Origin of the sequence: Corynebacterium senegalense, from assembly GCF_900411315.1 — a bacterium.
Taxonomy (GTDB): domain Bacteria; phylum Actinomycetota; class Actinomycetes; order Mycobacteriales; family Mycobacteriaceae; genus Corynebacterium; species Corynebacterium senegalense.
On the sequence record NZ_LS990887.1, the window covers coordinates 1,366,701 to 1,389,869 of the forward strand.

Consider the following 23,169-nt stretch of genomic DNA (forward strand, 5'->3'; position numbering starts at 1 on the left):
CTTTCGTCTGCGGTGATTCCTGGCCGGGCTCGGCGCTTACGGAGCAACGTTGTTACACAAGGTAACCAGCCGTTCTGCCCCGCACAACGAAAAATGAACCGCTTGGTCTAATTGCCAGTTCATGGGGCGCTTTTGCGTGAATATTATTCGTCACCTAACGCAGCTTTGCGTACCGCTCTGTACGCAATTTTTGGGATGGCGTTCCCACACCGTTGCCGCGCCGCTTCCCCGTCCGTACCCGCGCCGCGTCAGCGGGCGCGTGGCTAGGCTGGGGCACACGGCAGCTGTACGGCACGCACGACGAAACGCAAGGAGACACCATGAACCTCACCACCGTCCGCCTGGCCCTGCGCGGGGCCGGCGCCGCCTTCGATTACTTCCGCAAGCTCGACGACGAGAAGCAGCGCGACATCTACGACGCCGTCGTCGACGCCATCAAGAACGACGAGGTCCACGGCATCGAGGATCTGAAGGACATCGACGAGCTCGAGGACCTCTACGGCACGGCCCGCGCCCACGCCGGAGACGTGGTCCGCTCGAGCCACGACCGCCTCGATCGCCGCCGCGCCGCCTTCGCCGCGGCGGCCCCGGAGCGCAGGGCTCGCCTCGCGGAGCTGCGGGCCGAGGCGAAGAACGCCCCCGCCACGGTCAAGGCGGACAAGAAGGCCAAGAAGAGGGCGAAGACCGGTCGCGCGGCCGCCATCCTCGCCGGTCTCGCGGCCGCGGGCGGCGCGGCCTGGGCCGTCTACACCTTCCTGCTGAAGGACCGCGCGGGTGCGACGGCGCAGCCCGCCGAGCCCCGCCCGGCCTCCTCCACCGGCACGGCCACCCTCGTCTACTCCACGACGACGGAGGACGACCGCGTGGCGGGCCCGCTGGGCGAGGAGCCCGCGGTGCGCGACGAAGAGCTCCTCAGCTCCATCGACGAGCAGCTCTCCACGCTGGACACGCTTGACGACGACCAGCGCGACGCAACCCGCTAAGCCCCGCCCCCGGGCACGACCGGCTGGCGCCACGCAGTGATGAGGTGGCGCACCAGCCGGTTTTTCACGTCCGGGAACAGCTCGTTGGCGGTGGCGGACAGCGGCCTGGTGGCCACGATGAGCTCGGCGGCCATCTCCAGCGGCTCCAGGTCGGCGGCGACCAGGCCGTGTGCGGCCGCCTTGTCGATGAGCAGCTGCACGCGCGCGAAGAACTGGTCGCGCTTGGTCAGCACCTCGGTGTCCACGCTGCGCGGGTGCTCGTCGGCAAGCGCCCCGACGAGCACGCCGATGCCGTAGTCGGCGAGGCGCCAGATGGCGGCCTCCCAGGTGCCCCGCGGGTCGGTGTCGAACTCCTCCACCGTGCGCGCGAGCACGGTGTCGAGCGTGTCGAACAGGTTCAGCGCGCAGGCGAGGCGCAGATCCTCTCGGGTGGGGAAATGCCTGTACAGAGTGGCAATTCCCACCCCGGCATCCTTGGCGATGCCCTCGAGGGTCACCTCCGAGTTCGTCCTGGTTCGGAACTGCTCGGTGGCGGCCTCGATGAGCTTTTGTCGTTTGAGTTTTGCGTCGGCGCGCACGGGCACCCTCCTTAGTTGAGACGGGGGCTGTTAAAGTGCACGATACTCACCTGCTAACTGATAGTTCAACCTACGTTTAGGTGTGGTGACCGTGCCCCCAGAAGCCCCCGTCCTCAGCGTGCGCGACCTGGCCCTGCGCAAGGGCGACGCGCCGTACTCCTTTGACGTCCACCCCGGCCTCACGCTGCTGGAAGCCAGCCGCGAATCGAGCGCGCCGTCTCCGCCCGCGAGGCGATCCGCGAGCAGGTCGCCTGGGCCCAGCCCTTCTTCTCCCGCGTCCCCCGCGACATCCTCGGCCGGCAAGCTGGTCACCATGGCGCTGATGTCGCTACAGCTCGTGGCCTCCAACGGGCTCTACCCGCCCGAGGTGCAGCCGGCGTTCATCCGCTGGGTGCATAGCTCGGACCCGATGCGCTTCAGCGTCGACCTGCTGCGCCACGCGCTGTTCGGCACGTGGGACGGCGACCCCCGCCTGTGGCGCGCCGTGGCGGTGCTGGCGCTTTTGGCCGTGGCCTCCTGGGTCATCGCCGCCGCGGGCATGTACAAGCACCGGGTGATCAGCGCGAAGGACCGGCACCCCGAGCTCAGCGTGTAGCGGGCGGGGCGCGGGTAATACCCCCGGTGGGTATCGTGGCGGGTGGACTCATTTGACCCCCGAACAAGGAGAAGACATGAACGCCCGCACCCTCGCAGCACGAGCCGGCCTCGCCCTCGCGGCGGCTGGCACCCTCGGCCTCGCCGCCTGCACGCCGCCGAACGAGCAGCCCAGCACCGCAGGCTCCAGCAGCGCGTCGAGTTCCCGGGGCGCCGGTGGGGCGTCGCAAAGCCCGGCCCCGCACGACCATTCCGCGATGAGCCACCCGGCCGACGGTGGCCCCGCCCCCGCCGGGATCCGGGAGGCTGCGAACCCCGCCTTCCCCGTCGGCTCCCGGGTCACCCTCGCCGCCGACCACATGCCGGGCATGGAAGGTGCGGACGCGACCGTCGCGGGCGCCTACGACACCTACACCTACGCCGTCAGCTACACCCCCACCGACGGTGGCGCGCCCGTGGTGGACCACAAGTGGGTGGTGCAGGAGGAGATCGAAGGAGCCGGGAGCGAGAGGCTTGCCGACGGCACCGAGGTCGTCCTCACCGCCGACCACATGCCCGGAATGCGCGGCGCCACCGCGACCGTCGTCTCCTCCACCGACCAGCCCGTCTACATGGTCGACTACGAGGCGGACGGGATGACAATGACCAACCACAAGTGGGTGGTCGAGGACGAAATCCGCTGAAAGCTCCTATCCTCGGTGGTGGCACGTTCCCCCGGGAGGGTTGCGCTTCCGGCGGGAAGGATGTTTAATGTTGATACATCACCAACTTAGGAAGTAGGAGAAGCACATGTTTAACCCCCTGAAGAAGATCCCGACCGGCGTCACCACCGCGGAGGACAAGGCCAGCGCCAAGCTCGCCTCCGCCGCCCTGCGCGCCCCCATCGGCCTGTACATCCTGAACTCCGGCCTGGGCAAGTTCAAGGCCGACAAGGGCACCGCCGAGTTCCTGCAGAACATGGCCTCGACCGGCCTGCCCTTCGTGAAGGAATTCGACGCCGAGAACTTTGCCAAGCTGCTCGCCACCGCCGAGACCTCTCTCGGCGCTGCGCTGCTGCTGCCCTTTATCCCGAACCGCCTCGTAGGCCTCGGCCTGACCGCCTTCTCCGCCGGCCTGCTGAGCATGTACTTCGGCAACCCCGACATGACCCAGGACGACGGCATCCGCCCGAGCCAGGACGGCACCGCCCTGGCCAAGGACTCCTGGCTCGGCGCCGCCGGCCTCGCGCTGGCCACCCTGCCGAAGAAGTAAACCCTCCGGTTTCGCCCCCGCCGCCCCTTTCCGGGCGCGGGGGTCTTTTGCTTACGGGGGGGGTGCTTGCGCAGGGGGCGGGCAAGACGAGCATGTAGCCCGGAAGAGGCGCCTCAGGCGTGCCCGCAGCACCCATATGCTCGTCTTTGCCCCGGGACGCGGAAAAGGCACCCAGCGCAAACCGGGTGCCTCATAAAATGTGGAGGATAGGAGAATCGAACTCCTGACATCCTGCTTGCAAAGCAGGTGCTCTACCAACTGAGCTAATCCCCCGTGGTGGGCCTAGCAAGAATCGAACTTGCGACCTCATCGTTATCAGCGATGCGCTCTAACCGACTGAGCTATAGGCCCTGGGAACGAGATAGAACATTACCCACCGCCGGCTTTAACAACAAATCGCCAGGTCAGTGGGCTGTTCTTCCTGGTTCACCTACCTCGGCGCGTTGCCCATGCGGATGGTCAACCCGCCCGCGAGGTTGGCGACGGCGTTGTAGATCACCGCGGTCAGCGGAGCCATCACCGCCACGAACACGACCCCCACGAGGCCGAGGAGCGCGGCGGCGGAGATGAGGAGGGGAAAGTCCACGACCTGGTCCCCGCCGACCCCGCCGATCAGCGAGTTGACCGATTCGATCACCCCGGCCGCCTCGAGGCCGCCGTAGAGCAGCGTCGCCGCGATCATCCACACGATGAAGCCGACCGCTGCGAGGATCGACCCGATCTTGAACGCCGAGGCGGGGCTGACGTACGTGATGGTCACCTTACGCGCGGCCACGGCTACTCCCCGCCGTCCTGCTTAGCGGGCGCCCCGGGCGCGGAGGAGGTGGTCTCCATCGCTTCCTCGAGCGTCTTCTCGCCCTTGGCCACGGCGGTGGCCTCCTCCTCGCCCTCGTCCTCGACGTTCTTGTCGATGGCGAGCAGCTCGACATCGTCGGCAAGGTCCACGAGGCGCACGCCCATCGTGGCGCGTGACGACGGCCGGATCTGGCTGACCTCGGTGCGGATCACGCCGCCGGCGGAGGTGATGGCGAAGATCTGGTCCTCCTCGTCCACGGCGAGGGCGCCGATGAGCTTGCCGCGCTTCGGGGTGTACTTGAACGTCATCACGCCCATGCCGCCGCGGCCCTGGGCGTTGTACTCCTCGATGGCGGTGCGCTTGCCGTAGCCGCCGGTGGTGGCCACGAGCAGGTACTGGCCGTCGGTCACCACGGTCATGGCGAGGAGCTGGTCGTCGCCGCGGAAGCGCATGCCCTTCACGCCGGCGGTGGCTCGGCCCATCGGGCGCAGCTGCTCGTCGTCGGCGGTGAAGCGGATGGCCTGGCCCTGTTCGGAGACCAGGAGGATGTCCTCCTCCTCGCTGGCGAGGACGGCTCCGATGAGGGCGTCGCCCTCGTTGAGGTTGATGGCGATCAGCCCGGCGGAGCGGGCGGACTCGTAGTCGGTGAGGCGGGACTTCTTCACGCGGCCCTCGCGGGTGGCCAGCACCAGGTAGGGCGCGTCCTCGTAGGACTGGATCTGGATGACCTGGGCGATTTTCTCCTCCGGCTGGAACTCCAGCAGGTTGGCCACGTGCTGGCCGCGGGCCGTGCGGCCCGCCTCTGGCAGCTCGTAGGCCTTCAGGCGGTAGACGCGGCCGAAGTTGGTGAAGAAGAGGATCCAGTCGTGGGTGGAGCAGATGAAGAAGTTCTTCACCACGTCGTCCTGCTTCAGCTCCGCGCCGCGCACGCCCTTGCCGCCGCGCTTCTGCGACTTGTAGGCGTCGACCTTGGTGCGCTTGGCGTAGCCGGTGGAGGTGATGGTGACCACCACGTTCTCGCGGGCGATGAGGTCTTCCTCGGTGACGTCGCCGGTCGCCGCGACGAGCTGGGTGCGGCGGTCGTCGCCGTACTTGTCCACGATCTCGCCCAGCTCCTCCGCGACGATGGCGCGCTGGCGGGCGGGGTTGGCCAGAATGTCCTTGTAGTCCGCGATCTCGCGCTCGATGGCGGCGAGGTCGTCGACGATCTTCTGGCGCTCGAGGGCGGCGAGGCGGCGCAGCTGCATCTCGAGGATGGCGTTGGCCTGGATCTCGTCGACGTCGAGGAGCTCGATCAGCCCCGCGCGGGCCTCGTCGACGGTCGGCGAGCGGCGGATCAGGGCGATGACCTCGTCGAGCATGTCGAGCGCCTTGACCAGGCCGCGCAGGATGTGGGCGCGCTTCTCGGCCTCGTTGAGGCGGTACTGGGTGCGCCGGACGATGACCTCGATCTGGTGCTTGACGTAGTAGCGCAGCATCTGGTCTAGGCGCAGGGTGCGCGGCACGCCGTCGACGATGGAGAGCATGTTCGCGGAGAAGTTGGTCTCCAGCTGGGAGTGCTTGTAGAGGTTGTTCAGCACGACGCGGGGCACGGCGTCGCGGCGCAGGGTGACCACGATGCGCATGCCGACACGGTCGGAGGACTCGTCGTCAATGCGGGATGCGCCCGGCATCTTGCCGTTGTTGATCTGGTCGGCGATGCCGGCGATGAAGTTGTCGGGGTTGACCTGGTAGGGCAGCTCGGTGATGACGATGACCTGGCGGTTGCCGATCTCCTCGATCTCCGTGACGCCGCGCATGCGGATCGAGCCGCGGCCGGTGGTGTAGGCGTCCTTGATGCCCTGGTCGCCGACGATGAGGCCGGCGGTGGGGAAATCCGGACCCTTGACGCGCTGCATCACGGCATCGAGGGTGGTCTTCTCGTCGGACTCGGGGTTCTCGAGGATCCAGTAGATCGCCTCGGCGAGCTCGCGGAGGTTGTGCGGCGGAATGTTGGTGGCCATGCCGACGGCGATGCCGCCCGAGCCGTTCATCAGCAGGTTCGGCACGCGCGAGGGCAGGACATCCGGCTCTCGGGTCTTGCCGTCGTAGTTCGGGGAGAAGTCGACCGCGTTTTCGCGGATGTCGCGGACCATCTCCATGGCCAGCGGCGTCATCTTGCACTCTGTGTAACGCATGGCCGCCGGGCCGTCGTTGCCGGGGGAACCGAAGTTGCCCTGGCCGTCGACAAGCGGGTAGCGCATCGCCCACGGCTGGGCCATGCGCACGAGGGTGTCGTAGATCGCGGAGTCGCCGTGCGGGTGGTAGTTACCCATCGTGTCGGCGACGGGCTTCGCCGACTTCACGTAGGAGCGCTCGGGGCGGTAGCCGTTGTCGTACATCGCGTAGATGATGCGGCGGTGGACCGGCTTCATGCCGTCCCGGACGTCGGGAAGCGCGCGGCCCACGATCACGCTCATGGCGTAGTCGATGTAGCTGGTCTGCATCTCCTCATTGATGTCAATGGGTTTGATGCGGTCGTACTCGTCACCGCCGAGGGTGTCGTCACTCATGGATTGCCTTTCTTTTGCCTGTGGCCATTGTATCTGGGCCCTGGCGGGGTTTCGCAGCCGTCAGTGGTATCAAAGTGGTATGGCTATGACTCTCCGCTTGTCCACGGAGGAGGACAAGGCGCTCGTCCTCCTCGCCTCCGCCTGGGGCTGCTCCAAACAGGAGGCCGCGCGCCGCGCCATCGTCACCTCCGCCGCGCGCATGCTTGACGACGCCACCGTCACCGCCCTCGCCCGCAGCCGCGCCCAGGAGTACGCCGCCGCCGAGGCCCGCATCCGCCAGGCGCGCGGGCTGTGAAGGGCCTGAGCACCGAGCAGATGCTCGCCGTCGCGGACGAGGTCTGCGCGATACATAAGGTGCGCGTGCGCTCCTTCGCGGCGCTCGCGGCCTGCGCCGCCGTACCGGGGGCCCGCGTGCACGGCGCACCCGTGTTCGATTCTGCGGAGGCCGCGGCCACCGAACTCTCCCGCGCTGTCGCCGCTCTGCGGCCCCTGACCGGCGCGAACGACGCGCTGGCGGAGGTGGCGGGCGCTGTGTACCGGGACTGGGCGGAAGTGGGGTGAGGGGCGTTTGTTGGGCGTCGAAAAGCGAAAAACGCGCGGCCACCGGCCAGTCCGCCGCCACCGAGCTGTCCTCCACCTCCTCCGGATCCTCCGGCGCCTCGGCGAGCTCCGACAAGCACAACGCGCCCGGGGGCGTGGACGTCGCGGAGCCCGCCCCGCTGCGCACAGCGCCTACACGGGCTGCGCTCCCCTCTCGTTCGGCCTGGCGGTCGCGGTGATCGGGCTGCTCGGGGCCATCCTCGTCAACGGTGTTCCCGCCCTGACCGGAATGCAGCTCCCTGACCTGCAGAAAGCGATGGCGGACCTCCTTCCGTAGCCCGGCTGGCGCGTCGGGGAGGCGCATGTTAAGTTTGGTGCTGTTGTGGTTGCAGTGACAATTGTTACTTACGGGCATGAGCGCTGCGGCGGAAGAGCCCCAACACGAAGCGGCGGAACCCCACGCGCATGAGCCGCGCGTACGGGGTTTTTCTGCGTGCTGCCTGCGATTGCGCTGTGAGATTCACAGGTTGTCAGTGGCCTCTGCGGTGTCCCGCCCCACTCTTTCCTCACCCCAAGGAGAAACCAAGAAAGACCCACAAGGCTCTCGTTGCCGCTACCGCAAGCCCCCGTGCTCACCGCCACCCCGGCCGTGCACGCCGAGATCGTCGCTCCGGAACCCAGCTCCCGCCTCGAGATCCCGGCCGGCGTCACCGACTTCTTCCAGTCCGTCCCCCGCTTCCGCGCCACGAGACCGAGCAGGCCCTCAAGATCGGCGCTGCCTGGTTCCTCATCTCGACCGCGGTTGGTCTCGTCTCTTCGATCGTTGGGGGCGTGCTCGGCTCCTCCACTGCAGCTTCCTCCCTCTCTGCGTAACGCGAGCCACACCCCGGGCCCGCCCCGGGGTCTTTCTTCCCCCGTATGTTCGAATCTGTGTTCGATGTAGCGCGTCCCGTGTCGACCGCATGTTCTAAGGTGTGCACAAACGAATCAAAAGGGGGTGCCACGAACCATGCTGAGCTCGCTTGTCGACGACATCGCCAACGCCACCAACGAACTCTCCGTCTTATTCTCCCACCCGGAGCACCTCGACTTCGCCGACGTGCGCGGGGACATGGAGCGCCTCTACGCCGCCCTCGACAAATTCGCCGCCATCGACGCCGCCTTCGCCTTCGTCGCCGACAGGGACGGCGCCGGCTCCGCCGTCGGCGCGAACCACGCCACCCAGTACCTCGTGGATGTCCTCGGCCTGTCCCGCGCCGAGGCGCTGAGCAGGATCAAGCGCGGGCGCGACCTGTTCGGCGAGCCCGAGGTGCCGGAGCCGCCCCGGGAACCCGAAGAGGACGAGGCCCGGGCCCGGACGCGCCGGCAGGAACAGGAGCGCCGCAGGGCCGCCGCGCGCCGCGCACGGGAGAAGGCCCGAAAGCGCGCCGCCGCCATCAACGCGGAGAAGCAGAAGATCATTCAGCAGTGCCTGCGCGACCTCAACGAGCACGCCTGCCCCGCCTACGACGAGCTGCACGAGCAGGCGCTCGCGGAGGCGTCGACACGCGGCCCCGAGGACCTGCGACGGTGGTTGCGCGAGGCCGTGCGCCGCGCCAATCTCGCGGGCCGGGACTACGACGGCGAAAAGGACCCCTGCGCCGCATGGAAGAAACGCGCGATTCTCTTCGGCCGCACGGACGCCGACGGCCTGACCCGCGTCACCCTCCAGGTCCCCCGCGCCGAGCTCGCCCTCCTCAAGGCCCTCATCCAGCCCGGGTACGCGCCCGGCACGAACGCCTCCGACTCCCCGGCCGACGACGCGAGGACGCGCACCCAACGCGGTTTCGACCAGCTGACGGCCATCCTGCGCAGCTACGAGAACGGCAGGCAGGATGCCAGGCGCGGGGTGGCGTCGATAGTCCTCTCACTCACCGCCGAGGACCTGGCCCGCGCGGACCGCGACAGCCTCTTCCCCACGAACACCGGGGTCGACCTCAGCGCCGGCGACATCATCCGCCTCGGGCTCAGCGGCACCGATTTCCTCCTCGAACTTGACCCCGTCACCGCCCTCCCCCTCAACCTCGGGCGGACCCGGCTGGCCAGCATCGAGCAAAAGCTCGCCATCTTCGCCGCCCAGGGCGTCTGCGCCTGGGCCGGGTGCGACAAACCCGGGATGGAACTCGAGGCCCACCACGTCATCGCCTGGAAAGACGGCGGCCCGACCAACATCTCGAACCTCGTCGGCCTCTGCCGGGAACACCACAGGTGCAACAACGACAACAGGGACGGCCACCGCAACATGGGCCACGTGGACATCAACCGCGCCACCGGACGGGTGGAACACCACCCCGCCGGCACCGGCCCGCCCCGCACCAACGAAACCACCGGCTACCGCTCCTCCGCCGGCGCCACGATCAGGCACCGCGCCGCACCCAACCCCGCCCGGCAACCGACCTAGGACAGGCACCCGGCTCAACTATGCTGGTCACCCATGAGCGACCTCAGCGCACTGCTAACCGAGACCACCCGGCCCACCGTCGTCCGCGACCTCGCCGAGCTCGTCGACACCACCGCATCCAGCCAATCCGGCCTCACTGGAATGGCCATCAAGTCCGCCCTCGGAGCCGTGAGGAAAGCCCAGCCCGACGCCGTGGCCAAGGGCATCGACCGGTTCCTCCCAGAGATCGTCCGCGAGCTCACCCCCTACTGGGAGGCATACTCCCCGGAGCAGTCGGCCGGGTTTGGCAACTACCTCGCCTCCCGCGAAGAGGACGTCACCTCCTCCATCCTGAAGCTCGGCGACGCTTTTGCGGACCGGGGACCGGCCCCGGTGCAGAAGGTCTACCGCAGCCTGCGCGACAAGGCCAGCTCGATCGTGGCACCCGCCCTGCCGCAGCTGGGCGACATCGTGGAGCGCCACGCCCGGTAGCGCCGACCGGCCTACCCGCGCAGCTTCTCCTCGTAGAAGCGCACAAACCTGCGGCCCACGACCTCGGGGCTGCGGGCCCACTTGTTGTGCCCCAGCCCGCCGTCCAGCTCCTCCACTGCCGGGTGCGCCGCAGGCAGATGAATCGCGAGCGCCTGGGCCGACTCCAGGGAGCAGTCCTCATCGTTGGCGAAGCGCGTCAGCAGCACGGGGACGGTGACCTCGGTTGTTGCCGTCTCGTAATCCGCCCCCGCGATGTGGGAGAAGGAGTTGGTGCGCGACAGCTTCGCCCACTCCCGCACGTGCAGGCCCGCCTGGCGCCCGTAGCCGGCGAGGTCGAACCTTCCGCCGGGCCAGAACCCCAGGACGCGGGACACGGCGGCCATCACCGGGGCGCCGATGCCGACGCGCCACTTCGGCCGCCCGGTGAAGGAGCGCCAGTACGGGCTGCCCGTTCCCACCCCCATCATGCCGATCACGTTCTGTTCCTGCGCCGCCGGGCTGGACAGGAACAGGGAGCCAATCTGGCCGCCCATCGAGTGGGTGAGGAGGACAACCGGGTGCCCCGGGGGCAAGCCCAGGACCTCTTTCGCGGCGGCGATGGTCAGGGGGTAGTCCTCGGTGACCATGGTGTGGTAGCCCCAGGAGCTCCGGCGCGAGGCGGACGCAGTGCTGGTGCCCTGCCCCCGCAGCTCGCCGATAGCGGTGGGAAAGCCGTGGTCGCGCAGCCACCTCGCCATCGGCTTGAAGTACCTGGCGCCCATGCCGAAGCCCGGCCAGATCACAACCAGCGGCTTGGCGGGCTGGGCGGTCTCGCCGGGCGCGAAAAGGAGAACGGTGCTTGCGCTGCGGTCCGGGAGGGTCACGCTCACGGATTCCGGGCCGACGTGTGTGATGCTCGTCATTGTCATGAGTTTAGCGTGACCCACGACTCACCGCTCGCGAAATGGAGACGCGCGCGTACTGTTAACGCGCGCACCCCCTAGACGTCGAGGAAGCGCACGTCCTTCGCCTTGCGGGTGATGAAGGAGCGGCGCGCCGCGACGTCGTCGCCCATGAGGATGGAAAACAGCTCGTCCGCGCGCTGCGCGTCCTCCAGGTCGACGCGGCGCAGGATGCGGTGCTCGGGATCGAGGGTGGTCTCCCACAGCTCGCCCGGGTTCATCTCGCCCAGGCCCTTGTAGCGCTGGATGCCGTCGTCGGTGTTGATCTTGCGGCCGGCCTCGAGGCCCGCGGCGAGCTCGGCGTCGCGCTCGGCGTCGGAGAAGGCGTAGCCCGGCTCGCCCTTGCCCCACTTCAGCTTGTACAGCGGCGGGTTGGCCAGGTAGACGTGGCCGTTCTCGATGAGCTCCGGCATGAAGCGGAACAGCAGCGTGAGCAGCAGGGTCGCGATGTGCTGGCCGTCCACGTCGGCGTCGGCCATGAGCACGATCTTGTGGTAGCGCAGCTTCGACAGGTCGAACTCCTCGTGGATGCCGGTGCCCAGCGCGGTGATGATCGCCTGGACCTCGGCGTTCTTCAGCACGCGGTCCATGCGCGCCTTCTCCACGTTGAGGATCTTGCCGCGCAGCGGGAGGATCGCCTGGTACATCGAGTCGCGGCCCTGCTTGGCGGAACCGCCCGCCGAGTCGCCCTCCACGATGAACAGCTCGGACTTCTTCGGGTCCTTGGAGCGGCAGTCGGCGAGCTTGCCGGGCAGGCCGCCCATGTCGTTGGCGGACTTGCGGCGCACCAGGTCGCGGGCCTTGCGGGCCGCCTGGCGGGCCTGGGAGGACGCGACGGCCTTGTTGATGATCGCCTTCGCCTCGGCCGGGTTGGCGTCGAACCAGTCCGAGAGGTGCTCGTTGACGACGCGCTGCACGAAGCCCTTGATCTCGGTGTTGCCGAGCTTGGTCTTGGTCTGGCCCTCGAACTGCGGGTCGGACACGCGCACGGATACGACGGCGGAGATGCCCTCGCGGCAGTCATCGCCGGTGAGGTTGGGATCCTTGTCCTTGATCAGCTTGTGCTCGCGCGCGTAGCGGTTCATCAGCGAGGTCAGCGCGGCACGGAAGCCCTCCTCGTGCGTGCCGCCCTCGTGGGTGTTGATGGTGTTGGCGAAGGTGTGGACGGACTCCTTGAAGCCGGCGTTCCACTGCATTGCCACCTCGGCCTCGTGCTCCTTGGCCTTGGACTCGAAGCCGATCACGGAGGGGTGGATGGCGTTCTTGCTGCGGTTGAGGTACTCGACGTAGTCGATCAGGCCATTCGGGTAGTGGTAGGTGACCTTCTTCTCGCGCTTCTTCTTCACCGCCGGGGCGACGTCCTCGGCCGCCTCGGTCTCCTCGACGACGGTGTCATCGAAGGAGTCACCCTCGACGAGCGCGGCGGTGTCGCCCTCCTCGGCGATGGCCTCCAGCTCGAGCTCCTCGTCGGAGACGCGCTCGTCCTTGAGGGTGATGGTCAGGCCCTTGTTCAGGAAGGCCATCTCCTGCAGGCGGCGGGCGATGGTGTCGTAGTCGAACTCGACGGTCTCGAAGATCTCCGCGTCGGGCCAGAAGCGGATGGTCGTGCCGGTGCCGCGGGCGTTGCCGCCCTCCTCCAGCTCTTCGGGCACGGCGTTGGTGAAGCGCTGGTACCAGTGCTTTCCGTCGCGCTTGATGTCGGCCTCGACGCGGGTGGACAGGGCGTTGACCACGGAGATGCCCACACCGTGGAGGCCGCCGGAGACGGCGTAGGACTCGGAGTCGAACTTGCCGCCGGCGTGCAGCTGCGTCATGACCACCTGGACAGTGGGCGCGCCGGAGGGGTGCATCTCCACGGGGATGCCGCGGCCGTTGTCGATGACCTCGACGCCGCCGTCGGCGAGCAGGGTGACGTCGACTCGGTCGGCGTAGCCGGCCATCGCCTCGTCCACCGAGTTGTCCACGACCTCCCACACGAGGTGGTGTAGGCCGCGCGTGCCCGTCGATCCGATGTACATGCCGGGGCGCTTGCGCACGGCCTCGAGCCCCTCAAGAATGGTGATCGATGACGCGTCATAGTGCGGTTCGTTGGTAGCCACGTTTGATGGACTCTCCTATTGCGCTATTTTGGCTTTAACCCATCCCATCCTACACCCCGCGGGTCCCACCCACGGAACGTGCAACTCCAGCGAGAGGGCGTTTCTCGCGCGGATTTGAGCCTCCCGCCTATTTTTCAGCCGTAGGTGTCGCGCGGACCGCGGCCCTTGACGTGCAGCGGCCCGTAGCGCCAACTCTTGGTCTTCGGCGGGTAGACGTGAAGCTTGGTCACGACCCCGGGCCCGACCTTGCGGGCGATCTCCGACAGCACGGTCGCCTGCATGTATTTCAGCTGGGTGGCCCAGGCGGTCTGGTCGCAGGAGACGAAGACCTCGCCCTCCTTGATCATCTCGACGCGGGTGTGCTGCGCGATCTTCTCCCCCACGAGCCCGGGCCAGTTGCCCATGACCCAGCCGTAGGCGATGTTGTGGGTCCAGTCGCGCCGTTTGATCTCCTTGCTCACCAGCGCGCCGAACCCCTTGACCTGCATACTCTTGCCCAGGGCCCGGCCGTCGGGCCCGGTGGGCCTGCCGCGGCCGATCCAGGGCCGGGTCTCCTCGACGTCGAGCTTGATGCCGGGCACGCTTATCGACGCCCCTTCCCCCGCCCCGAGGCTCGCCCTGCCCACGCTGCGGCGGGGCACGACGCTGGTTCCCTGCCTGCTCAGATCGGGCAGCTTCCCTCCGTGCCGGCGGGCGGTGGCGCGCAGGTTGTCGAAGGTCTCTTTGATCAGGTCACTCAAGGCGGGACTCCCCGTTTTCCATGATGACGCGGTGGCGCCCGCTGACGGCGTCGTCGAGGTTGGCGGGCAGGTCGTCGCCCACGGCGGCGGTGATGAGCACCTGCTCCGCGGCCTCGGCGACGGCGACGAGGCGCTCGCGGCGCTTCGCGTCGAGCTCGGCGAAGACGTCGTCGAGGATGAGGACTGGCCTGCTGCCCTCGCCCGCGAGCAGGGCGTACTCGGCGAGGTGGAGCGCCAGGGCGAAGGACCACGTCTCGCCGTGGCTGGCGTAGCCCTTGGCGGGCTGCTCACCGAGCGTGAGGACGAGGTCGTCGCGGTGGGGCCCGACGAGGGTGGTGCCGCGGTCGATCTCCTCCTTGCGGCGCCGGCCGAGCTCGCTGAGCAGGGCGGCCTCGATGATGTCGGGGTCTCGAGTGTTGTCGCCGAGCAGGGCGCGCACCGCCTCGTCGACGGTGGACTTGTAGTGCGCGGAGGCGGGGCGGGACTCGGGGGCGACGCTGGCGTAGGCCTCGGTGATGTGCGGCAGGAGGGCGTCGAGAAGCGTGAGCCTGCCCGCGATGACCTCGGCGCCCGCGCGGGCGAGCTGCGAGTCCCAGGCGTCGAGGGTGCTCAGGGCCGAGGCGCCGCTGGCGTCGTCGTAGCCGCGGCGCAGGTCGATGGCCGAGTTGCGCAAAAGCGCGTTGCGCTGGCGCAGGATCTTGTCGTAGTCGGCCCGCACCCCGCCGAGGCGTGGGGTGCGCAGGGCGGCGAGCTCGTCGAGGAAGCGGCGGCGCTCCGCGGGCTCGCCGTTGATGAGGCGCAGGTCCTCGGGAGAGAACATGACGGTGCGCAGCACGCCCAACATCTCGCGCGGGGACTTGAGCCTCGTGCGGTTGATCTGCGCCTGGTTCGCGCCCGATGCCTTGATAAGCAGGTGCGTGGTCAGCTCGCGGCCCTCGTTGACCGTGGTCACGGAGACGCGGGCGTTGTCGGCCCCCGCCCGGATGAGCGGCGCGTCGCCGGCGACGCGGTGGCTGGAGAGCACCGAGCTGTAGTGCACGGCCTCGACGACGTTCGTCTTGCCGTGGCCGTTGCGCCCGGACAGGACCGTCGCGCCCGGCTCGAGCTCCAGCGTCAGGGTGGGCCAGGAGCGGAAGTCGCGCAGGTCGAGTTGGCGGACGTACACGGTTTAGCCCGGCAGGCGGACCGGCATGAGCAGGTAGGTGAAGTCGGTCTCGGGGGTCGGGAAGGAGCCGTCGCCCTGTGCCTCGGGCAGGGCCTCCGGGGCGGGGATCATGATCGCGGGGCGGGAAGACTCGGTGAAGCCGAAGACCACGTCCTCGGTGGGGATGACCGCGAGGCCGTCCTTGAGGTAGCCCGAGTTGAAGGCGATGAGGAGCTCCTCGGCGCCGGTGAACTCCGCCTGGACGGTCTCGGTGGCCTCGCCGGAGTCCGCCCCGGAGGCGAAGAGGGTGACCTCGCCGGCGCGAAACTGCATGCGGATCTGGGCGTTGCGGTCGGCGACGAGGCTGACGCGGCGGATCGCCTCGACCAGCGGCGCGATGGCCACGCGGGCCATGGACGTGTGGGTCTTCGGCAGCAGCGGCTGGATGTTCGGGAAGTCGGCGTCGAGCATGCGGGTGGTGGTTTCCCGGTTGCCCGAGTGCAGGCCGAACAGGCCGTCGCCGCCGATGTTGCCGCTGCCGCCGACGGCGATTTCGACGGGGTTGTCGATGTGCGTGTCCAGGGTGCGGGCGTTGTCCAGCAGCGTCTTGGCGGGCACGAGAAGCTTGGCCTGGATGCCGTCGGCCGCGGGCTGCCAGGAGATGCTGCGCAGCGCGAGGCGGAAGCGGTCGGTGGCGGTGAGCTGGATTTGCTCGCCGTCAATCTCGATGTGGATGCCGGTGAGCATGGGAAGGGGGTCATCGCGCCCGGCGGCGGAGGCCACCTGGGTGACGGCCCCGACGAAGTCGGCGGGCGAGAGGGTGGCGGTCACCTCGGGGAGGGTGGGCAGCTGCGGGTAGTCGTCGAGAGGCATGAGCGGCAGCTCGAAGCGGGCGGAGCCGCCCTGCAGCAGCATCTTCGAGCCGTCGGTGGAGACCTCGACGGGCTTGTTGGGCATGTTGGAGACGATGTCGGCGAGCAGCTTGCCGGCCACGGCGACGCGGCCCGGCTGGTCGACCTCGGCGCCGATGCGCACGCGCGAGGAAACCTCGTAGTCGAAGCCGGCGAACTCGAGGCCCTCGTCGTCGACGGTGATGACGACCGCTCGCAGGATCGGCTGCGTGTTCTTCGTCGGCAGGCTGCGGGCTACCCACGCGACGGCGTCGGAGAGGTCATCCTTGTGAACGCGAAATGACACGCGGTTGTCGTCCATGGCGGCGAGCGGCTCCTTGCACGTCGGCTCGCGCTCCCCCGCCGGGCTCGTCGGCCGGGGCGGGAGGCGCGGAAGGTGAATTACGGAATTTCCACTCCACCTTAGGCGCAGGGCCGAATCTTGTCATTCAGCGGCTTGCCGTCCCAGCCCGTTTCTCTTCGCCCACCGGGCCGCTCCGGGGAGGCTGTCCACACGCTCTGTTTCTCCGGGAAGAATTACAAAGTAAAAGACGGTAACAACAATAAGTCCTGTGCATTCTGGGGAAAACGGCCGATTATCCGTGGTGGGGCGGCGGATACGCCGTGTGATTCTGCCTGTGGAATACGTGTGGATAGATCGATCGTCCTGTGGATAGATTTCTTCGGTGCAGATTTGTCCACAGTCCCGAAAGCGTTCTCCACTGGGCTTTCACACGGAAATGCGTCTTATCCACAGCCTTCAGTTTTGGTGATCCAGGGCACATAGTGGCCGAGATCATTGAATCACAAGCGTGGAATTACACAATTGTGGACAGGTCTGTGGAGAATCCCTGCGGACACGAAAAAGCGCCGGCAGACCAGCGTTTTCGAGCTGGCCTCCGGCGCCGGGCGGGAGTGCGCGGCGTCAGCGCATCCGCGCCCTGTTCTTGATCATTTGGGTCAGTTCCTGGATCTCGTCGTAGGTCCCGCGGTTTTCCGTGATTTCCTTGCGGATCTTCCGGTCGGCGTACATCACCGTGGTGTGGTCCTTGCCGCCGAACTCGTCGCCGATCTTGGGCAGGGAGAGGTCCGTCAGCTCCCGGCACAGGTACATGGCCAGCTGGCGTGCGTGGGCGACCTGCCTGGTCTTGCCCGCGCCGGTGAGCTGGTCGATGGTCACGCCGAAGAACTCGGCCGCCGCGTCCTTGATGGTGGAGGCGTTGATGTTCACGTCGCCCTCGTCGGGGAGGATGTCGCGCAGCGCGACCTGGGCCACCTCCAGAGTGATCGGCTCGTTGATGAGGGAGGAGTACGCCGACACCCTGATCAGGGCGCCCTCCAGCTCGCGGATGGAGGACTGGAACTGGGTGGCGATGAGCTCGAGCACCGCGTGGTCGACGTGGGTGCCGTCGGCGGCGGCCTTCTTCAGCAGAATCGCGATGCGCGTCTCCAGGTCCGGCGGCTGGACGTCGGTGATGAGACCGCCTTCGAAGCGGGTACGGAGGCGATCCTCCAGGGTGGTCAGCTGCTTCGGCGGGCGGTCGGAGGACAGGATGATCTGCTTGTTGGCCTGGTGCAGCGCGTTGAAGGTGTGGAAGAACTCCTCCTGGGTTCCCTCCTTGCCCTCGAGGAACTGGATGTCGTCGACCATGAGGATGTCGAGGTTGCGGTAGCGCCGCTTGAAGGATTCCTGCCGGTCGTCGCGCACCGAGTTGATGTAGTCGTTGGTGAATTCCTCGGAGGAGACGTACTTGATCCGCAGCCCCGGCTGCAGCACCTGGGCGTAGTTGCCCGCCGCGTGGAGCAGGTGCGTCTTGCCCAGGCCGGAGCCGCCCCAGATGAACAGGGGGTTGTAGGCGCGGGCGGGGTTTTCGGCCACGGCGACGGCGGCGCCGTTGGCGAAGCGGTTGGAGGAGCCGATGACGAAGTTCTCGAAGGTGTACTTCGGGTTCAGCGAGGTCTCGCGGTCGGGGTCGTGGGCCGGCTTCTCGCGGGGGATCCGCTGGGCCCCCTGCACCACGGTGGGGTGGGCGGATGCTTGTCGACGCCCCTCCCTCTCCGCCTGCTGCTGCGAGTGGATCCGGGCGAGCTCGTCGAGTCCCATCGGGATCTGCTCCCCGGGGAGCGTGTCGCGTTCGTGGTGGAAGGGCTGGGTGCGGGTCGGGTACCACTCCTCCGCTGCCGCGGGCGCCGGGTCCGGCGCGGGGGCCTCGGGCTCGGGGGCGGGCTGCTGCACGGATACGGCGAGGCTGCAGGGCCGGCCGAGGTGGTTGGTGAGCAGGGCTGCGATGTGGGTGCCGAGGTTGTCCTCGATGACGGCCTTGGCGGCCGCGTGGGGCGTGGAGAGGATGGCGTAGCCGTCGACGATCATCACGGGGCGGACGAGCTGGAGGTAGGCCCGCTCCTGGTGGGTGAGGGTCGGGATGGTCGAGCTGGGGCGCTCCGAGAGCGCGAGCAGCTCGGTGACGATGTCGCGCCAGAGCGCCTCGATCTGTTGGTCCGCCACGTACCTGTTTCCTCGTCCTTCGTTCCGTCGTTGTCGAGCACTGCCGAGCGCCACGGTGCGGCGCGATGGGAGGCGTGTCATTCACCGCCCCATCCACAATTTCCGGGCCACCCGCGGTGGCTCTTACCTGTAGTTCCACAACTTTATCCACAGGTGTGGAGTAACTCCGCGCTACCCCTTATCCACAGTCGGCTTCCCGCCCTGTGGATAGATTTCCACCCCGCCTATAACGTCCGTGAACTAGGGAAACACGTCAATGTAATCCAAACCCTCAACCGCATGTTCAGGGTTATCCACAGGCCTGTGGGGTGATGTCTGTGTGAAGTTGTGGTGATAAATTATTGGTACCCGCTTGGCGGGCCCTGTGTCCACGCGATAAGCGTCACCGCCCCTGTGGATAACTTCCCGGGCCTCCTCCACGGCCCGGCTGTGGGCGCCGAGGCGCAGGGTGCGTCGGCGATTCGCCGGCCGACCTGGCCAAAAACACAGTTTTGTAATTCCGGGGGTAACCCGCCCGACCCCCGCGTGAGCAGGGCGTGTCGATTTGGCCGGGCACCGCGATTTCACGTAACCTGGCATGGTCTGCCACATCGGGTAGCCGCGGTTGCACGTTTTTCGCTTCTTCTCCGATGTGCTTGAGAGCAGCACCCGCGCGGTGCACCGGGCCGCCCGCCAGGGCGAGTCGGCGTAGGAGCTGCACGCGAGGAGCACCACCGGTCACTCGGCTTCAGGCCAGGCCACGGGGCACCCGCATCTCAGAAAGAATTTTCATACCGGGACGGTCTCTACCCCGGGAGGCTATACGCGCCCCAGGCGCGGCGCCGCTGGCCGTCGCAACGTACAAGGAGTCTCCCGTGTCTAAGCGGACTTTCCAGCCCAACAACCGCCGCCGCGCCCGCAAGCACGGCTTCCGCACCCGCATGCGCACCCGCGCCGGCCGCGCCATCGTCTCGGCGCGCCGCCGCAAGGGCCGCGCAAACCTCACCGCGTAGTTTCGCCGCCCGACGGCCACCACCCATCGAGACGTGCTTCCCAAGGCGCACAAGCTGACCTCCTCGGCGGACTTCCGCCGCGCGATGAGGAAGGGCGGCCGCGCCGGCTCGGCGACGATGGTGGTTCACGTGACAGCCCGAACCGGCACCGCCCTTACCGGCGGCCCCCGGTTCGGGCTTGTCGTTTCCAAGCAAGTGGGCAACGCGGTGACGCGCCACGCGGTGTCGCGCAAGCTGCGGCACGTGTGCCTCGGGGGCGTCGACAAGCTTGAGCGTTCCCACGATGTAGTCATCCGGGCCCTGCCCCCCGCCGCAACCGCGACGAGCGCGCAGCTCGCCCGCGACTTCGACTCCGCGCTGGACAGAGCCCTAAACAGGGCCCTGAAGAAAATGTGATGGCGTACTACAACTTCCTCGGCGGGGGGATCCCACCCGCCCGGGGGCCCGCCGCGAAAGGGCTGGTCGGGCTGGTGCGCCTTTACCAAAAATACCTCTCACCCCTTAAAATGGCGGGGACGTGTCGTTTCATGCCTGTTTGCAGCGCCTACGCGCTCGAAGCAGTCTCACGCCACGGGGCAGTGAAGGGAAGCCTGCTTGCCGCAACCCGCGTCTGTAAGTGCGGGCCCTGGCATCCCGGCGGATACGACCCTGTCCCCGGCAGCGTGGCTTCACCGGATGCCAGCGAGGCCGCCGGGAGCGAAGCGGCCCCACCCGTCACCGATTAGGAGCAACGACCCGCAAGTGTTGAATTTCGTTTATTGGCCGATCTCCGCTGTGCTGTGGTTCTGGCACAAGATCTTCGGTTCCATCTTCGCCCCCGACTCGGGCTTCGCCTGGATCCTGTCCATCGTCTTCCTCACGTTCACCATCCGCGTCCTGCTGGTCAAGCCGATGGTCAACCAGATGCGCTCCATGCGCCGCATGCAGGAAATGCAGCCGCGCATGCAGGAGATCCGCGCGAAGTACAAGAACGACCAGCAGAAGATGGCGGAGGAGACCCAGAAGCTCTACAAGGAGATGGGCACCAACCCGCTCGCCTCCTGCATCGTGCCGCTCGTGCAGATGCCCGTCTTCCTCGGCCTGTTCCACGTGCTGCGCTCCTTCAACCGCACCGGCACCGGGCCGGGCTCGCTGGGCATGAGCGTCGAGGAGAACCGCAACACCGCCAACTACATCTTCTCCCCCGAGGACGTCCGTTCCTTCCTTGACGCGGACTTCTTCGGCGTGCCGCTGTCGGCCTACATGTCCATGCCGGAAAGCGCCTTCGCGGCCTTCACGGGCCTCGACTTCACCCGCGCTAACATCATCGCGGTCTGCCTCCCGCTGGTCATCATCTCCGCCGTGTTCACCCACCTGAACGCGCGCCTGTCCATCGACCGCCAGAACGCGCGCCGCGCCGCCGGCAAGGTCGCCGCGCCGGCGAACGACAACGCGGCGATGATGGAATCGCAGATGCAGATGATGAACAAGATGATGCTGTGGATCTTCCCGGCCATGATCCTGGCCTCGGGCTTCCTCTGGCACATCGGCCTGCTGTTCTACATGCTGGCCAACAACGTCTGGACCTTCTTCCAAACCCGCATCGTCTTCGACAAGATGGACAAGGAGGAGGCCGCCGAGGAGGAGGCCAAGCGCGAGGCGAAGCGCGCCTCCGCGCCCCAGGTGGCCGCACGTCGCGTCGACAAGCGCACGAAGAAGCAGCGCAAGCAGGGCAGCTAATCCCGGCCCGCCACGGCCCACGAGGACACATCGTCCCCGTGGGCCGTTTTTGCGCCGCCATCTGGGGCGACGCGCGGCCATTGGGTCGGTGTCGGAGGGGTTTACTAGAGTCGAGGGCACGCGAAACAGCGCCCCCGATCCAAAGGAGAACACAGCCGTGTCGAGTCCCACGCCCGCTCCAGAGGCCGTCCCCGCCGCCGCAGAGGCGGTCTTCGGCGAGCGTCTCGAGCTCGCCCGGGCGTACCAGCGCTCGCTGGCTGAGGTCGCCTCCGCGCGCGGCTTCATCGGGCCGAAGGAGGTCGACCGCTTGTGGTCGCGCCACCTGCTCAACTGCGCGGTGGTCTCCGAGGCCCTCGGGCCGGACCTGCGGGTCGCCGACGTCGGCTCCGGGGCGGGCCTGCCCGGCATCCCGCTGGCGATCGCCCGCCCGGACCTCCACGTCACGCTGATCGAGCCGCTGCTCAAGCGCTCGACCTACCTCGCCGAGGTCAAGGAGGAGCTCGGTCTGGACAACGTCACCGTCGTGCGCGGCCGGGCCGAGGAGCAGAAGAAGTCGCTTTTCGACGTCGTGACCTCCCGCGCCGTAGCACCCCTGGGCAAGCTGGCCGGCTGGTCGCTTCCCCTGGTCAAGGTCGGCGGCGCGATGGTGGCGATGAAGGGGGCCAGCGTGGTCGAGGAGCTCGAGCGCGACCGTGCGGCCATCACCCGCGCCGGCGGCGGCGAGGCGGAGATTGTCACGGTCGGCGCGGACGTCCTCGAGCAGCCCACCACCCTCATCCGTATTCCCCGGCGGCGCTGACCCGTGGGAGCGCGAGGCACTAGGGTGAGAGAGGTTGATTCCCGGTCGGCGCGGGCCGGCTCGGCGAGGGAACAGGCACGGTGAGGCGGATGATGAACGAAGGTACGGACGGGCCCGTGGACGCCACGGCCCAGTGGGACGACACCCCGATCGCGGCGGCGGCCCAGCGCGCCGCGCGCTTCAACCTGGGCATGCAGAAGCTGCCCAAACCGGACCAGCCGCGCGTGATCACCGTGGCGAACCAGAAAGGTGGCGTGGGCAAAACCACCACCTCGGTCAACATGGCCGCCGCGCTGTCCCGGCAGGGCCTGAAGGTCCTGGTCATCGACCTCGATCCGCAGGGCAACGCCTCCACCGCTCTGGGCGCGGAGCACCGGGCGGGCACGACGTCGAGCTACGAGCTGCTCATCGGCGAGGCGGAGGCGGCGGAGGCGATGCAGCCTTCGCCCGGCAACGAAAACCTGTTCTGCATTCCCGCGACCATCGACCTCGCCGGCGCGGAGATCGAGCTGGTCAGCCTGGTGCGCCGCGAGTACCGGCTGCACGACGCGCTGCGCCGCGGATTCCTCGACCGCGAGGGCTTCGACTACGTCTTCATCGACTGCCCGCCGTCGCTCGGACTGCTCACCATCAACGCGATGACCGCCGTCGACGAGGTGATGATCCCCATCCAGTGCGAGTATTACGCACTCGAGGGCGTGGGCCAGCTGCTGGGCAACATCGGCATGATCCGCGAGCACCTCAACCACAACCTGCACATCTCGGCCATCCTGCTCACCATGTTCGACGCGCGCACGAAGCTTTCCGAGGAGGTCGCCTCCGAGGTGCGCAACCAGTTCGGCCAGGTGGTCATGCGCAACGTCATCCCCCGCTCGGTGAAGGTGTCCGAGGCCCCCGGCTACGGCCAGACCGTGGTGGATTATGACCCAGGCTCCCGCGGCGCCCTGGCCTACGTCGACGCCGCCCGCGAAGTGGCGGAGCGCGGCGACTACCAGCCCCACGCGACGACAGGACCGATCGGCGTGAGCCCCGAGGTGGCGCGCCAGCTCGACGGGGCGGACGCCTCGGAGGTCGAGGAGGCCCCCGACGTGCAGCAGGACAGCGAGCAGGACACTTTGCAGGACGGAGAATAAA

24 protein-coding genes and 2 tRNA genes are annotated in these 23,169 nt (G+C 67.9%); 15 read left to right on the plus strand and 11 right to left on the minus strand.

Features of this window, described 5'->3' with window-relative positions; all coding sequences use genetic code 11:
• Nucleotides 1-320 precede the first annotated feature (320 nt).
• The gene (locus DYZ02_RS06720; protein ID WP_115685551.1) at nt 321-983 is read left to right on the plus strand and encodes a hypothetical protein; all 663 of its coding nucleotides are present in this window, start codon (nt 321-323) and stop codon (nt 981-983) included.
• Here the strand turns inward: DYZ02_RS06720 and DYZ02_RS06725 are convergent.
• A complete protein-coding gene (locus DYZ02_RS06725) occupies nt 980-1,561 on the minus strand; it encodes a TetR/AcrR family transcriptional regulator (RefSeq protein WP_115685552.1) in 582 nt (193 codons plus the stop codon). The two genes, DYZ02_RS06720 and DYZ02_RS06725, sit on opposite strands and share 4 nt — an antisense overlap.
• 91 nt (nt 1,562-1,652) lie before the next feature.
• Between DYZ02_RS06725 and DYZ02_RS11360 the strand changes: the two genes are divergently transcribed.
• From DYZ02_RS11360 to DYZ02_RS06745, 3 genes are all read left to right on the plus strand, one after another.
• On the plus strand, nt 1,653-2,156 hold the full coding sequence (locus DYZ02_RS11360) for an ABC-2 transporter permease (RefSeq protein WP_181896913.1): 504 nt from the start codon (nt 1,653-1,655) through the stop codon (nt 2,154-2,156).
• A gap of 76 nt (nt 2,157-2,232) precedes the next feature.
• Nucleotides 2,233-2,838 carry a YdhK family protein gene (locus DYZ02_RS06740; RefSeq protein ID WP_115685554.1) on the plus strand — a complete coding sequence of 202 codons (606 nt, stop codon included), beginning with the start codon at nt 2,233-2,235 and terminating at the stop codon, nt 2,836-2,838.
• A gap of 106 nt (nt 2,839-2,944) precedes the next feature.
• Nucleotides 2,945-3,406: a DoxX family membrane protein gene (locus DYZ02_RS06745; RefSeq protein WP_115685555.1), complete on the plus strand. Its 462-nt coding sequence runs from the start codon at nt 2,945-2,947 to the stop codon at nt 3,404-3,406.
• Nucleotides 3,407-3,606: 200 nt separating this feature from the next.
• Here the strand turns inward: DYZ02_RS06745 and DYZ02_RS06750 are convergent.
• The 4 genes from DYZ02_RS06750 to gyrA all read right to left on the minus strand — a co-directional run bounded on the left by DYZ02_RS06750 (nt 3,607) and on the right by gyrA (nt 6,754).
• Nucleotides 3,607-3,679 (minus strand) — tRNA-Ala (locus tag DYZ02_RS06750).
• 1 nt (nt 3,680) lies between these two features.
• Nucleotides 3,681-3,757 (minus strand) — tRNA-Ile (locus DYZ02_RS06755).
• A 79-nt stretch (nt 3,758-3,836) separates the two neighbouring features.
• A complete protein-coding gene (locus DYZ02_RS06760) occupies nt 3,837-4,181 on the minus strand; it encodes a DUF3566 domain-containing protein (RefSeq protein ID WP_115685556.1) in 345 nt (114 codons plus the stop codon).
• A 2-nt stretch (nt 4,182-4,183) separates the two neighbouring features.
• Nucleotides 4,184-6,754, minus strand: coding sequence for a DNA gyrase subunit A (gyrA, locus tag DYZ02_RS06765; RefSeq protein WP_115685557.1), 2,571 nt, complete (start codon nt 6,752-6,754; stop codon nt 4,184-4,186).
• Nucleotides 6,755-6,833: 79 nt separating this feature from the next.
• On the opposite strand from gyrA, the gene DYZ02_RS06770 reads away from it, so the two are divergent.
• From DYZ02_RS06770 to DYZ02_RS06785, 5 genes are all read left to right on the plus strand, one after another.
• Nucleotides 6,834-7,049 (plus strand): CopG family transcriptional regulator, encoded by a 216-nt coding sequence (locus DYZ02_RS06770; RefSeq protein ID WP_115685558.1) that lies wholly within the window; start codon nt 6,834-6,836, stop codon nt 7,047-7,049.
• Nucleotides 7,046-7,315 carry a TetR family transcriptional regulator gene (locus DYZ02_RS06775; protein WP_115685559.1) on the plus strand — a complete coding sequence of 90 codons (270 nt, stop codon included), beginning with the start codon at nt 7,046-7,048 and terminating at the stop codon, nt 7,313-7,315. Before DYZ02_RS06770 ends, DYZ02_RS06775 begins: the two co-directional genes overlap by 4 nt.
• A 10-nt stretch (nt 7,316-7,325) precedes the next feature.
• The gene (locus DYZ02_RS11230; RefSeq protein ID WP_147291487.1) at nt 7,326-7,631 is read left to right on the plus strand and encodes a hypothetical protein; all 306 of its coding nucleotides are present in this window, start codon (nt 7,326-7,328) and stop codon (nt 7,629-7,631) included.
• Between the two features lie 672 nt (nt 7,632-8,303).
• The gene (locus tag DYZ02_RS06780; RefSeq protein ID WP_115685560.1) at nt 8,304-9,734 is read left to right on the plus strand and encodes an HNH endonuclease signature motif containing protein; all 1,431 of its coding nucleotides are present in this window, start codon (nt 8,304-8,306) and stop codon (nt 9,732-9,734) included.
• A 33-nt stretch (nt 9,735-9,767) separates the two neighbouring features.
• A complete protein-coding gene (locus tag DYZ02_RS06785) occupies nt 9,768-10,205 on the plus strand; it encodes a DUF6918 family protein (protein WP_115685561.1) in 438 nt (145 codons plus the stop codon).
• Between the two features lie 11 nt (nt 10,206-10,216).
• Here the strand turns inward: DYZ02_RS06785 and DYZ02_RS06790 are convergent, their stop codons facing one another.
• From DYZ02_RS06790 to dnaA, 6 genes are all read right to left on the minus strand, one after another.
• On the minus strand, nt 10,217-11,107 hold the full coding sequence (locus DYZ02_RS06790; RefSeq protein WP_342767217.1) for an alpha/beta fold hydrolase: 891 nt from the start codon (nt 11,105-11,107) through the stop codon (nt 10,217-10,219).
• Between the two features lie 77 nt (nt 11,108-11,184).
• Nucleotides 11,185-13,245, minus strand: a complete 2,061-nt coding sequence (gene gyrB, locus DYZ02_RS06795) for a DNA topoisomerase (ATP-hydrolyzing) subunit B (RefSeq protein WP_115685563.1) — start codon at nt 13,243-13,245, stop codon at nt 11,185-11,187.
• Nucleotides 13,246-13,379: 134 nt separating this feature from the next.
• Entirely contained in the window at nt 13,380-13,985 is a 606-nt protein-coding gene (locus DYZ02_RS06800) for a DciA family protein (protein WP_115685564.1), read from the minus strand.
• A complete protein-coding gene (gene recF / locus DYZ02_RS06805; protein ID WP_115685565.1) occupies nt 13,978-15,150 on the minus strand; it encodes a DNA replication/repair protein RecF in 1,173 nt (390 codons plus the stop codon). Before recF ends, DYZ02_RS06800 begins: the two co-directional genes overlap by 8 nt.
• A 3-nt stretch (nt 15,151-15,153) precedes the next feature.
• A complete protein-coding gene (gene dnaN / locus DYZ02_RS06810) occupies nt 15,154-16,341 on the minus strand; it encodes a DNA polymerase III subunit beta (RefSeq protein WP_115685566.1) in 1,188 nt (395 codons plus the stop codon).
• A gap of 603 nt (nt 16,342-16,944) precedes the next feature.
• Nucleotides 16,945-18,525: a chromosomal replication initiator protein DnaA gene (gene dnaA / locus DYZ02_RS06815; protein ID WP_115685567.1), complete on the minus strand. Its 1,581-nt coding sequence runs from the start codon at nt 18,523-18,525 to the stop codon at nt 16,945-16,947.
• A gap of 854 nt (nt 18,526-19,379) precedes the next feature.
• Between dnaA and rpmH the strand changes: the two genes are divergently transcribed.
• The 6 genes from rpmH to DYZ02_RS06845 all read left to right on the plus strand — a co-directional run bounded on the left by rpmH (nt 19,380) and on the right by DYZ02_RS06845 (nt 23,168).
• Nucleotides 19,380-19,517: a 50S ribosomal protein L34 gene (gene rpmH / locus DYZ02_RS06820; protein ID WP_115685568.1), complete on the plus strand. Its 138-nt coding sequence runs from the start codon at nt 19,380-19,382 to the stop codon at nt 19,515-19,517.
• Nucleotides 19,518-19,550: 33 nt separating this feature from the next.
• Nucleotides 19,551-19,913 carry a ribonuclease P protein component gene (gene rnpA, locus DYZ02_RS06825; RefSeq protein WP_115685569.1) on the plus strand — a complete coding sequence of 121 codons (363 nt, stop codon included), beginning with the start codon at nt 19,551-19,553 and terminating at the stop codon, nt 19,911-19,913.
• Complete coding sequence (gene yidD / locus DYZ02_RS06830) at nt 19,913-20,242, plus strand: membrane protein insertion efficiency factor YidD (protein WP_115685570.1); 330 nt, start codon at nt 19,913-19,915, stop codon at nt 20,240-20,242. Before rnpA ends, yidD begins: the two co-directional genes overlap by 1 nt.
• Nucleotides 20,243-20,258: 16 nt before the next feature.
• Nucleotides 20,259-21,236: a membrane protein insertase YidC gene (gene yidC / locus DYZ02_RS06835; protein WP_115685571.1), complete on the plus strand. Its 978-nt coding sequence runs from the start codon at nt 20,259-20,261 to the stop codon at nt 21,234-21,236.
• A gap of 157 nt (nt 21,237-21,393) precedes the next feature.
• Nucleotides 21,394-22,035 carry a 16S rRNA (guanine(527)-N(7))-methyltransferase RsmG gene (gene rsmG / locus DYZ02_RS06840; protein WP_115685572.1) on the plus strand — a complete coding sequence of 214 codons (642 nt, stop codon included), beginning with the start codon at nt 21,394-21,396 and terminating at the stop codon, nt 22,033-22,035.
• A 92-nt stretch (nt 22,036-22,127) separates the two neighbouring features.
• On the plus strand, nt 22,128-23,168 hold the full coding sequence (locus tag DYZ02_RS06845) for a ParA family protein (RefSeq protein ID WP_425451040.1): 1,041 nt from the start codon (nt 22,128-22,130) through the stop codon (nt 23,166-23,168).
• Nucleotide 23,169 lies beyond the last annotated feature (1 nt).